At 39.7% G+C, this 12,781-nt stretch carries 9 protein-coding genes; 5 read left to right on the plus strand and 4 right to left on the minus strand.

The window, feature by feature from the left end; all coding sequences use genetic code 11:
• Nucleotides 1-93: 93 nt before the first annotated feature.
• From SYJ56_RS09155 to alaS, 3 genes are read right to left on the minus strand one after another with little or no spacing between them, the layout of a single operon-like run.
• On the minus strand, nt 94-1,203 hold the full coding sequence (locus SYJ56_RS09155) for a TlpA disulfide reductase family protein (RefSeq protein ID WP_323833667.1): 1,110 nt from the start codon (nt 1,201-1,203) through the stop codon (nt 94-96).
• A gap of 3 nt (nt 1,204-1,206) precedes the next feature.
• Entirely contained in the window at nt 1,207-2,667 is a 1,461-nt protein-coding gene (gatB, locus tag SYJ56_RS09160; protein WP_323833669.1) for an Asp-tRNA(Asn)/Glu-tRNA(Gln) amidotransferase subunit GatB, read from the minus strand.
• A gap of 22 nt (nt 2,668-2,689) precedes the next feature.
• On the minus strand, nt 2,690-5,314 hold the full coding sequence (gene alaS / locus SYJ56_RS09165) for an alanine--tRNA ligase (RefSeq protein ID WP_323833671.1): 2,625 nt from the start codon (nt 5,312-5,314) through the stop codon (nt 2,690-2,692).
• Between the two features lie 356 nt (nt 5,315-5,670).
• Between alaS and SYJ56_RS09170 the strand changes: the two genes are divergently transcribed.
• The 5 genes from SYJ56_RS09170 to SYJ56_RS09190 all read left to right on the plus strand — a co-directional run bounded on the left by SYJ56_RS09170 (nt 5,671) and on the right by SYJ56_RS09190 (nt 11,464).
• Nucleotides 5,671-6,777, plus strand: a complete 1,107-nt coding sequence (locus tag SYJ56_RS09170; protein WP_323833672.1) for an alanine racemase — start codon at nt 5,671-5,673, stop codon at nt 6,775-6,777.
• A gap of 161 nt (nt 6,778-6,938) precedes the next feature.
• Nucleotides 6,939-9,077, plus strand: coding sequence for a polysaccharide lyase family 8 super-sandwich domain-containing protein (locus tag SYJ56_RS09175; protein ID WP_323833673.1), 2,139 nt, complete (start codon nt 6,939-6,941; stop codon nt 9,075-9,077).
• A 120-nt stretch (nt 9,078-9,197) separates the two neighbouring features.
• Nucleotides 9,198-9,776, plus strand: coding sequence for a GDP-mannose pyrophosphatase NudK (gene nudK / locus SYJ56_RS09180; protein ID WP_323833674.1), 579 nt, complete (start codon nt 9,198-9,200; stop codon nt 9,774-9,776).
• Between the two features lie 34 nt (nt 9,777-9,810).
• A complete protein-coding gene (locus SYJ56_RS09185; protein WP_323833675.1) occupies nt 9,811-10,449 on the plus strand; it encodes a DUF2306 domain-containing protein in 639 nt (212 codons plus the stop codon).
• A gap of 61 nt (nt 10,450-10,510) precedes the next feature.
• Nucleotides 10,511-11,464, plus strand: coding sequence for a magnesium transporter CorA family protein (locus SYJ56_RS09190; RefSeq protein WP_323833676.1), 954 nt, complete (start codon nt 10,511-10,513; stop codon nt 11,462-11,464).
• A 161-nt stretch (nt 11,465-11,625) separates the two neighbouring features.
• Here the strand turns inward: SYJ56_RS09190 and SYJ56_RS09195 are convergent, their stop codons facing one another.
• Nucleotides 11,626-12,213, minus strand: coding sequence for a T9SS type A sorting domain-containing protein (locus SYJ56_RS09195; protein WP_323833677.1), 588 nt, complete (start codon nt 12,211-12,213; stop codon nt 11,626-11,628).
• Between the last annotated feature and the right edge of the window lie 568 nt (nt 12,214-12,781).

Raw genomic sequence — 12,781 nt, forward strand, 5'->3', positions numbered from 1 at the left:
ACTTTTTCTTCCTTCCTTTCATATTTTCTTTACCCACAAAAAAGCCTTCTACTAATATCAGAAGGCTTTTTTGTGGGTAAATGTAAAGTAGACTTAATCAAAAATCTCTTGCAGTTTTGCTCGTAAACTTGGGCCACGAAGGTCTTTTCCTATGATTTTACCATCTGGATCGATTAAATATGTTGCAGGAATAGCATTAATCTGATAAAGTTCCGCAGCTGCTGAATTGAAATATTTTAAATCGGAAACCTGTGTCCATGTTAACCCATCCTCTGCTATTGCATCCACCCAAGCCTCTTTGGTCCGGTCCAAGGACACTCCAAATACCTCAAACCCCTTATCCTTATATTCATTATAAAGATTTACCACATTAGGGTTTTCTTCTCGGCAAGGCTTGCACCAAGCTGCCCAGAAATCAATCATCACATACTTTCCTCTCAAATCTGATAGTTTTACTATTTCCCCTTCAGGATTAGGAAGCTCGATTTCAGGAGCTATTTGTCCCATTGAAAGTGCCCTCATTTCATCCAATTGTTGCTTTAGCTGAATGATGGACTTTGTCTCAGGATATTTCTCATCGAGCTTAGCTACCAAACTATCCATAAACTGGAATTCATTCTTTGGATTCAATAAACCTATGGCCGCAAGAGAAGCAAAACTATCCCCCATGCTATTGATTACATTCTTTACTTCTGTAGATTGATTACTCTCCAATGCCATCGCATCAGTTTGAATCTGCTTAATAGTTTCTGTATCATTTTCGCTCATTGCTTTATAATACGACTCATTCAGCTGATTTACTTTTGTTTGATATGCATCCATCAATTTCTCGATTTTCAGCATTTCCTGAGAATCCTTAGATCCATCCATAACAAGGCTTTCAGGATTCGCGAAATCGTAGGCTATTTTCACGTCATCCTTAAAAAGCGCAAGGCGAATTAGTTTCTCCCCATACATGTTCAACTCATAAAAAGTAGGAGTATCCACGGCTATTTCATAAGTAAAATTCCCATCATTATCCAGCTGAAGTGTGTCCAATACTTTAGGGCGGCTATCAGTGAATTCGGAAAGTATTACAGCTCCTTCACGTGCATTTTTTATTGTACCTGATATTTCTACCGTTCCATTGTTCACTTGCTTTTCCTCACAGGAGAAAAAGGATAAGAGGACAAGAAATACGATTCCGTTCATTTTGTTTATCATGGATTAATTCTCTAGTAATTCAGTCAGTATTTTTGTTGCTACTTTAGGATCGGCTTTTCCTTGGGATTTTTTCATCACTTGGCCCATAAATAAACCCATTAACCCCTTTTTTCCTGATTTGTATTCTTTGACCTTTGCAGCGTTTGCAGCCAACACTTCTTCTACAATTGGTTTCAGCGAAGACTCATCACTTTCTTGGATCAAGTTCAGTCGTTGTGCTATTTCCAATGGACTTTCGTTGGTATTTTTCAGCATCTCAGGAAAGAGAGTTTGAGAGGCAGCTGTATAACTTACTTTACCTTCATCCACCAAAGCTATTAAAGAAGATAAAGAATCGTTACTGATCGGGAAAGCATCTGTAGATAGAGAAAGTTCATTCAGGCTTGATTTGATCGGGCCCATCATCCAGTTTGACGCAGCTTTATAGTTTTTGGTTTTGCTACAAAGCTCATTAAACCAAAGCGCGATTTCCTTCGACTCTGTCAAAAAACTTGCATCGTAATCCGGTAAGCCAAACTTCTCTACAAATTTCTTATGAAGTTCTTTAGGTAAAACAGGCATGGTTGATTTCACAGAATTCAACCATTCGTCAGAAATTACCACAGGACTTAGGTCCGGCTCTGGAAAATAACGGTAATCGTTTAAATCTTCTTTTGTTCGCATACTGGCAGTAAGACCTGTATTCGCATCAAAGGTTCTAGTTTCAGAGATGACCTCCTCTCCTGCTTCTAATAGTCCGATCAGGCGCTCATGTTCATGCTCGATGGCACGGAACACATTTCGAAAGGAGTTCATGTTTTTCACTTCCACCTTTTTACCAAGTTCTGTAGAACCTTTGAGCATCACAGATACGTTGGCATCACATCGAAGAGAACCCTCTTCCATATTACCATCGCAGATATCTAGGTATTTGACCAATTTTTTCACTTCGGAAAGGAAAGCATAGGCTTCTTCTGGACTATGCATAGCCGGTTCTGTTACAATCTCAATCAAAGGTGTCCCCGCACGGTTAAAATCCACCAATGTATCAGGTTCATCTGCCAAGTGAATAGATTTACCAGCGTCCTCTTCCATGTGCACACGATTCAGCAACACATCCTTTTTGGTTCCGTCAGGAAGCTGAATCGGCACGGTTCCTCCTACGCAAATCGGCCCTTTATCCTGTGTAAGCTGATAGCCTTTTGGAAGATCGGGGTAGAAATAATTTTTTCTAGCAAAGACATTATATCGTGTAATCTCAGAATTACAGGCTAATCCCATCTTGATGGCATAGGCAATGGCTTTCCTGTTGACTTTAGGCAAAGTACCCGGATGGCCAAGGGTAATCACTGATATCTGCGTATTGGGAGATTTGCCATATTCATTTGCATCAGCAGCAAACATTTTACTCTCAGTCATAAGCTGCGCATGCACCTCAAGCCCGATGACCAACTGATATTTTTTCCTTAATTCTTCGCTTAGCATCCGCCCGTGTTTTTCTTATTACTTAAAGGTACAACTCTCTTGCTTTAGCCACTACATTTTCCAGTCCGGCCAGGTTTTTACCTCCAGCAGTGGCAAAAAATGCCTGTCCGCCTCCTCCGCCTTGAATCTCTTTAGCCAGCTCTCTTACGATATGTCCCGCATTTAAATTTTTACTGCTGATCAGCTCTTCATCTATCATCACTGCAATCTGTGGTTTATCCTCAATTTTTGCTGCCAAAATCACAAAAGCATGCTCCACTTCATTTTTCAATTCATAGGCTAGCTTCTTCAGTGAATCTGCATTTGGCAAATCCACTTGCGCAATCAACGTATTGATTCCATCACCAGAGACAAACTGCTTTAGCAATTCCCCCTTCACTCCTGAAGCTTTTTCCAGATGCAAGGATTCAATCTCTTTTCTCAGGTCATTTCTCTCTTGAAGCAAGGACTCAATTGATTTTTTCAAATCCTTGGGATGTTTCAGCAATTCCTGAATCTCTTTCACCAAGTGCTCTTGCTTGCGGTAATAATCCTCAGCAGACTTCGCGGTGATCGCCTCTATTCTACGAACGCCTGAAGCACTGGATACTTCAGAAATAATCTTAAACAACCCAATTTTGCTTGTTTGGGGAACGTGGGTTCCACCACAAAGTTCTACAGAAAAACTTTTGTCAAACGTGACAACACGCACAAAGTCTCCATATTTTTCTCCAAAAAGTGCAGTAGCTCCCTGATTCTTAGCCTCTTCTATCGGCACATTTCTTTGTTCGGAGAGTGGGATATTTTGTCTGATTTTCTCATTCACAATGTCCTCCACCTGAGCAATTTCCTCATCTGATAATTTGCTAAAATGCGAGAAATCAAATCGAAGCAAGTTCTGATTTACCAAAGAACCTCGCTGCTGTATATGATCGCCTAGCACTTCTTTCAAAGCCGCCTGAAGCAAGTGCGTTGCGGTATGGTTATTTTCAGTCAAAAATCGTTTCTCAGCATCTACTTCAGCACCGAAATTTGATTCTGGATTATTAGGAAACTTTTCTACAAAATGAACAATCAGATCGTTCTCTTTCTTAGTGTCGATTACTTTGACTTTTTCAGTCTCAGATATCAACCAACCTGTATCCCCTACCTGTCCACCACTTTCTGCATAAAATGGAGTTTTGTCCAAGACCAATTGATATTTGTCGCCTTTTTTATCTGAAATGACACGATACTTGATGATCTGAGAATGTGCTTTAAGGTAATCGTATCCTACAAATTCAACTCCACTGTCCTCATTCAATATCACCCAATCCCCTGTTTCGGATTCAGAAGCAGCGCGCGATCGTGTTTTCTGAGCCTCCATTTCTTTGGCAAAGCCGCTTTCATCCAACGAAAGTCCACTTTCACGTGCGATCAGAGAAGTCAAATCGAGTGGAAAGCCGAACGTATCGTATAATTCAAAAGCTGTTTTACCCGTAATTACTTTCTCTCCTTTTGCACTTAGTTCTGACTTAATTTGATCAAGCATCTTTAGGCCATTGTCTAGTGTACGAAGGAAGGAAGTCTCCTCTTCAAAAATCACTTTGGAGATAAACTCCTGCTGCTGTCTTACCTCAGGGAAAATATCACCGAAACTTTCAGCAATTAGAGTTGTCAATTCATATAAGAAAGGTTCGTGGAAACCTAAAAATGTATATCCGTAGCGGACTGCCCTTCTAAGGATTCTACGAATTACATAGCCAGCCTTGTTATTAGATGGCAATTGCCCATCTGCGATGGTAAATGAAATTGCACGGATATGATCCACGATCACACGGAAAGCAATATCAGTTTGCTCATTCAACCCGTATGTCTTACTTGATTTTTTCTCTAATGCGCCTATAAACGGTGTGAATAAGTCGGTATCGTAATTGGAAGATTTATGCTGAATAGCTCTCACTAATCTCTCAAATCCCATTCCTGTATCCACATGTGTTGCAGGTAGGGATTTTAAAGATCCATCAGAAACCCGGTTAAACTGCATGAATACCAGATTCCAAATCTCGATCACCTGCTCATGATCATTATTCACTAGATCTCTTCCAGCTACCTGCTTACGCTCAGCATCGGGTCTTAGGTCAATATGAATTTCCGAACATGGCCCACAAGGCCCCACGTCACCCATTTCCCAAAAATTATCTTTTTTGGACCCCATGATGATACGATCCTCAGGAACGATGGCTTTCCAAAGATCATAGGCTTCTTGATCCAAATCTAGCTTGTCCTCCTTGTCCCCTTCGAACACAGATACATACAATCTGTCTTTTTCCAGTCCATAAACTTCAGTCAACAATTCCCAAGCCCATTCGATCGCTTCCTTTTTGAAATAATCCCCAAAAGACCAGTTACCCAGCATCTCAAACATGGTGTGGTGATAGGTATCTACACCCACTTCCTCAAGATCATTGTGCTTACCGCTTACACGAAGGCATTTTTGAGAATTGGCAACTCGGGAATACTTGGCGATTTCATTGCCCAGAAAAGCATCTTTAAACTGATTCATTCCCGCATTGGTAAACATCAATGTTGGGTCATTCTTGACCACAATCGGTGACGAAGGGACGTAGTGGTGTTGCTTGGATTGGAAAAACTCTATAAAGGTGCTCCGTATTTTCTTTGCTTCCATGAAGGTTTTGAGGCAATTTAGAATGCTATTGAGGCCGATTTCAGCCGTATATATTGGGGGACAAAATTAATAGAATTGACGGTGTTACCTGCATCAGGCAAAGAATTTCTCAACGCAAATAATCTCCCGAAAGGGCGCAAAGGCGCAATTTTCACCAATTCTTGATTTTACTCCATCCATTTCCAAAATATTCTAGAATACAGGCATCCCCCAGGTACTTTATTTAGTAGCGTTAAAGTAAAAGGATAGAAGATCACAGGCATTTATCCATTATTCAGAAAGGTCGTAAATCGAATTTCCTACTTCATAAATCTTTCTTACTTTCAATAAAATTTTTATAAACTCAATACTAACTAATGAGCTACCTCGATCAAATAACCTCCCCTACACTATTACTTGACGAAAAAATCTGCCGAGCCAATATCAAGCGAATGGCGGATAAGGCTGCACGTCATGACATGAAGCTTGTTCCTCATTTCAAAACAGCTCAATCCCGCCAAATCGGTGATTGGGCCAAAGAATATAACATTACTGAAGTAACAGTTTCTTCAATAAAAATGGCAGAATATCTAGCTGGTCAAGGCTGGGTAAACATCCACATCGCTTTTCCTTTCAACCCACTAGAAATCCCTAAGCTCAACAAAATTGCAGCTAAGCAATCCATTTCAGTTCAACTGATTAATGCGAAAACCACTCAAATGCTCGCCGATCAATTGGAGAATCCAGTAGGATTTTTTATTGAAATCGATGCAGGTTATGGTAGAACCGGAGTGGAAGTGAGTGATTTTGGTCTGCTTGAGTCTATTTTATTGATTGCAAAAAAGTCAGATAAGCTGAAGTTTAAGGGCTTTTATCTGCATCCTGGACATACCTATTACATGCCGGATATTCCCGCTATTTACGAGCAATCCCGAAATGCGCTAGGAATGCTCAAAAACAAATACAGCACCGAGTACCCTAATTTGGTCACAAGAATTGGAGACACTCCTGGATGTGCCGTGATGGAGGATTTTGAGGATATCGATGAGATGGGGCCAGGGAATTTTGTCTTTTACGATTTGATGCAGGCTGAATTGGGTGGCTGTGAAAAGAAAGATATAGCTGTTTGTCTTGCTGTGCCTGTAGTAGATATCAAAAAAGACCGTAAAGAAATTTTGATTCATGGTGGTGGAGTTCATCTGGCCAAAGATGTATTGGTTGGCGAAAATGGGCTAAAAAACTTCGGTGAGGTGGTTTATCTCAATGAAAATGGATGGACTATTCCAGAAAACAAATCTTTTCTCAAAAGCATATCCCAAGAACATGGCATCATCAAAGCCTCTGATGAACTCTTGGCAACCGTGAAAGTCGGAGACATCCTCGGTATCCTTCCCGTACACTCCTGCATGACAGCTGATGCTATGGGCGAATACATGACACTGGATGGAAAATTGATTGATCATGCGGAGGGCAGCCAGCTATAAAATTGTTTCGCTGCCAAGTACCTATTTAACTGGGAACAAATGCCTCTCAGTAAAGAGTAAAATCACTTTATATCGAATAGAAAGGAAGCAAGGGAATCTAATGGATAGTATTCTGTTTTCACCATAGCCTCCCTTTCAAATTGACAACTATTAAAAAAGTCATGAAGAAATTATCTTTCCTTTTAGTTTTATTGTTTTCCCTGAGTTCATATGATTGCATTTCAGCATACAGGGAATCGGATTTCGAAATCATTCAGAAACGAATTTTTGAGGAATATCAAAGTACATCGAACACTAAGTCATTAAATGAAGAGGCTGAATCCTTACTACAAAGTATTCAGTCAGATGGTCATTGGAATGATATAAATTATTCGGACAATTCCATGTCAGGATGGAAGCCTGATTTGCATATCAAAAGACTAGGTATCCTGTCAAAAGCCTACAGCCACAAAGGCAGTAAATTCTTCCAAGACCCTAATATTCATACAACAATAATCCAAGCAATGGAGTATTGGATTAACTTAACCCCTGCACCCAGCTCTAAAAACTGGTGGTGGTTGAGCATCAGTGTTCCAAAGGAGATCGGACAGCTATTAATAGCATTGCGATTCGCAGAACCTGAAATCCCAAAAGACTTAGAGAATTCCATGATCAGCTGGATGAATAAGAATGTCCCTATTACCCAGTCACCGGCAAAAGACGGGTCTAACCTAACAGATATTGCGCAGCACATGATCATGCAGGCTGTGCTTACAGAAAATCCTGAACTGCTCATGCAGGCTGTTGAAGCAACCTCAGAAACTATCAAAATCACCATGGGAGATGGAATTCAACGGGATATGTCTTTCCATGCCCATGGTCCCGAGCTCTATATTCATGGTTATGGAAGAGAATACATTTCAGGAATTAGAAATGTGGCAGTTTATACCAAAGGCACAAGCTTTTCATTTACAGAAGAGCAGATTGCCTTGATTTCAGATTTTACCAGAAATGGTTTCTTACAGACTATCCGAGGCAGATATGTTGATTTCAGTGTGATCGGACGAGGTATCGCTAGAAATAATGCCACTAGAGTCAATGTGGGAATCGTCAAGCAAATCAAAAATATAGACCTTGAAAGCCACCAACAGGAATACCAGCAGGCTATAGACAGAATAGAAGGAAAAGCTGCCCCCTCCTATGGGATTTCCCCAAGGCATATTTATTATTGGAGATCAGATTACACCGTGCATCACAGACCTGAATTTATGGTTGGGCTGAATATTGCTTCCAGCAGGACAGTGCGCACAGAATCTGGAAATGGTGAAAATCTGATTGGACATTTCCTCACTGAAGGTGCTACCTATATTGCAGTGGATGGGGATGAATACTTCAATATTTTCCCTAATTGGGAATGGAATAAAATACCTGGCACTACAGCCCCGGAAAATAAATCATTGTCCAAAAGAAATAGATGGTATGCAGAGAGGGGCAATGCAGATTTTGTCGGAGGAGTAAGTGACGGTACAAATGGAATTTCCGCTTATCAAATGTCAGATTATAGCACCAGTGCCCACAAAAGCTGGTTCTTTTTTGATGACAAAATAATCTGTTTAGGATCAGCAATAACCGCAAAACGGGAAGAATACATCAACACCACCTTAAATCAGTCTTGGTTAAAAGGGCAAGTTTTTATAGCTCAAAAAACTGATTTTAATGAGTTTGACTCCGGGAAAGAGACAAACCTAAAAAACACCCAATGGATCTATCATGATAATATAGGCTATTATTTTCCCGAAAATCAAAATGTGATGCTCCAGGCTAAAAATCAATCTGGCTCTTGGGCAGAAATAAATGCCAATTCTTCTTCCAGAATTATTGAGAAAGAGCTATTTAAACTTTGGATCAATCATGGAAAAAACCCCAAAGATGCGTCTTATTCCTATATCCTAATCCCCGGAGTAGAGCGTCCTGAGGATTTATTGAAAAAGGACATCTCATCGATAACAATTATATCAAATTCATCAACTATTCAAGCAGTTAAAGACAGTAGCTCGGGTTTAATTGGATGTGTGTTTTATGAAAAAGGAAAAGTGGATTGGGATAATATCCGGTTGGAAGTCAATCAACCAGCACTGGTTCAATTACAAGAACTAGGGTCTGGTGAATGGAAGATTTCACTTTCAGAGCCCACCCAAAAACTTAAAGGCTCAATTGAAGTGAAACTTAAAATTGGAACCAAGGAACAAAAAATTCAATTTGCTCTTCCTGAATCTGATAGTGCAGGTTCAACAGTTAGTCAAACTATTTCCTTTCAATAAAATTCATTCCATGCCTGTCATATTTTGAATCACCCGCTATTTCACACTGTTATAGAGCCAGGGTTTAAAGAGCCAGCGTTCCCCAGCCTAAACTCTGGATTTCTTTTTAAAAATTTATTCATGATCAAAGACATCAAACTTATAAAGACAGAGGTACTCTCTGATAATTGGTATACCCTTCGTAAAATCACTTTTCAATTCACAAAAAAGAATGGAGAAATAATCACCCAAGAGCGTGAAGCCTATGACCGAGGAAACGGTGCTACCATTCTATTGTATAATTTGGAACAGAAAACCGTCATTCTTACAAGGCAGTTTCGTTTACCAACTTACACCAATGGCAATGAATCAGGCATGATGATCGAAGCCTGTGCAGGTCTTTTGGATGAGGATAATGCGGAAGATTGCATTCGTAGAGAAACCGAAGAGGAAACGGGCTATCTCGTCAAAGATGTGAAAAAAGTGTTTGAAGCTTATATGTCCCCAGGTTCAGTGACAGAGATCCTCCACTTCTTTATCGCAGCTTATTCCAGGGACATGAAAGTCAATGAAGGTGGCGGCGTGGATCACGAGGAGGAAAACATAGAAGTGCTGGAAATGCCTTTTGAGGAAGCTTTCACTAGGATAGGCACTGGAGAGATCAAAGACGCCAAAACGATAATGTTAATTCAGTACCTTAGATTACAGGAAATTCTATGACCTACGAATCCAAACGATCAAAAATCAAGCTTACGTGAAACCGCTCTTAAAAAAGATCCGCTGGTGGATATTTGCATTCCTCTGTACAGTTGTAGGTCTGTATCCTATCCTATATTTTATTCTGGAAAGAGATTTTGGTTTGTTGCAGTCAAAATCTGAAGAATTGTTGAGCAACCCCAGTTGGAATGGTGCTTTTTACACTCATATTGTTCTAGGCGGTTTGGCTCTTCTGATCGGTTGGACTCAGTTTCCTAAGACTTTTCGGGACAGAAACAGAAAGCTCCACAAGAAAATCGGAATGGCTTACGTCACTGCCGCATTCTTCAGTAGTCTGGCTGGGATATATATTGGCATACATGCTACAGGTGGAATGGTCAGTATCCTTGGTTTTGTATCCTTGGGAATTATCTGGTTTGGCACCACGATGATGGGATGGCTTACTGCCAAAAAGCAGGATTTTGATTCACACGAAAACTGGATGATCTTTAGCTATGCGGCATGCTTTGCAGCAGTGACGCTGAGAATCTGGCTTCCGATTTTAATTACATTGCATCAAGGGGAATTCATCCCAGCCTATCAAATTGTAGCTTGGCTGTGTTGGGTCCCAAATATGGCAGTGGCATTTTGGATTGTAAGGAAAAGGAAGGTCCTTGGATTTAGCACACCAGCATAATAAAATCATTCCCAGTCATTGAATAAGAAGAAAACTGGCTTACCCTTTTACAAATGACCCAATGATCGAAATCCTCCTAAAAAATAAAAAGTCCTTTAAGGCTCATAGCACAAATGAACTGACGGTTTCCGAACTGGATTTTCACGTCATGCAATTCATGGATTACACCCAATCAGATTTGACCTGGCTGGAGCATAATTATAAGCTGGATTTTTCCATCATGAAGCATTTTGAGGATATAGAAATCAGTTCACATTTTCTGGAAAATGAGAACCAAGCCGCATTTCACTTTTCCATGCCCTTTTACAATTCAGAAAGAAGACTGATTGAAGAGCCGCTATTTATCATTATCACTCAGGCAGGGCTATTTCTGTTTACAAGTTCCAATCTTGATTCGTATTTTAACGAAATGTATCCTGCTAAGCTAAATGCCTTACGTAGAATCCCTGATTTAAGAGGCATTTTCAAATTTCAATTTGAGTTTATCTCCGATTATTTTGCAGATATCACCGAAAGCCTAAGCAGAAAAGTAAAATTACTCGCTAACGACATTTTGATAGAAAAGGAATTTTCCAGCAATGTCATGGATGTCATCACAAAATATAATTTCAACAACTTACTGATCAAGGAATCACTTCTTGAGACCACCCGGGTATTGAGATTATATATCAAGAGTGACTGGGAGCAACAGGCGGAATTAAAAGAAAGTGTAAGAGCTGAGCTGAATGACCTGACTGTGATATCCGATTATATACAGTTCAATTTTGACCGATTGGATGATCTCAGAGAGAATGTTTCGAATAAAATTGACTTGGAACAAAATCATATTTTCAAAATGCTCACAGTTGTCACCGTATGCATTTCTCTCCCGACATTGATTGCTGGAGTTTACGGGATGAACTTTGAAAAAATGCCTGAACTAAAAGTGGCTTTTGGCTATCCCGTTGTGTTGATTGCCATGGTTTGCTCTACTATTTTGCCAATCATTTACTTTAAGAAAAAAAAGTGGTTGTAGCCAATATCTTCGACTTTGAAGTAGCAGGGTATTCTTGGGCTTAGTAATAGTAAATAAAGGCCATTGACCCCTCTGTGAAAACTTAGTGATCTTCGTGGTTACAGAAACCAAAAAAAGCCCTGATCCGAAAATCAGGGCTTTTAGTGAAGTTGGTTTAGTATTTAGAAGTATAGCGTTTTGCTTCTTCCTTGATTGTCAATCACTTTCAAGTAGACATCTTTAGAATTGAAGTGGTTGAAAGAATAATCCTTCTTAAATCCCTCTGCCTGATCGATATGCTCAACAAAGATTTTTTTTCCTGATTCGACAGAGTACACCTCCACATCGGCTCCCGGCTCCATCAATCCTACTACAGTTACACTTACAGTATTTTCATCTACCATTTTACCATATGCCATCAAAGGCAAGTCAGCTGTAGGGATCGGTTTGTTGGTGGTTGCTACTTTGTAAGTTACTTCCTCGGTATCTGTTACGATTTTAACATGATACTCTCCTGCCGGCAAATTGTTCATGTCATATGGCACCATCAAATTTTCGCCTTTGACACGTACTTTTCTATTACTGAGCACTTTGCCATTCTGATCCATGATAGATATTTTGGCACTTCCCACACCCTCATTAAGGGTGACACTGATTTTCTTGTAATTAGAATTTACTGTGGATAGGGCCCTCAAATCTTCACTTGCGTTTGCTACCAATGAGCTAAAAGATAATGCACTTGCTAATGCTACTGTCAATAAAGTTTTCATAATATGTTGGTTTAGTAATTTTTAGATTTTGTGTTGTGCTTGCCTTATTGCTAAGCGCATACCAATCCAAAAAGACATGCATCAGCAGAGAGCGAGAAATTTTTCCGATCATTAAACTTCTCTCAAGATTTCGGAATTTAATTCTGATCATTTCACGATTTTTTAACAAAACATGTACAAAATATGGTCACATCTCTGTTCGCATGTATTGCTAGCGGACACTTTCTATGAATTTCCACCTTTCCAGAGGTTGCATCAATCGTCAAATGTTAAGGGAATTTAATTTTGAAAAAGTTGAAAAATTGTGAATTTGATTTTGAGACCAATAAATCGCCTGTACGCTTACGAACACACTTCGTCCGATAGAATACAAGTCAGCGATCACTATCCTGATAATAATCTCAAATCCTTGTAATTTGTAAGAAACTTAAGCGAAAAATACCTCACATAGCTTCATAGAGTTATCGTTTAAAACCGAATTGATTAAACATTCTTTGGAAATGCTATTGCTTTTCATGTAATTGTCCTTATGACACAATAGAAAAATAGATAAATTCAGTTTAAAGCG

Source organism: Algoriphagus aurantiacus (assembly GCF_035156405.1).
Taxonomy (GTDB): Bacteria; Bacteroidota; Bacteroidia; order Cytophagales; family Cyclobacteriaceae; genus Algoriphagus; species Algoriphagus aurantiacus.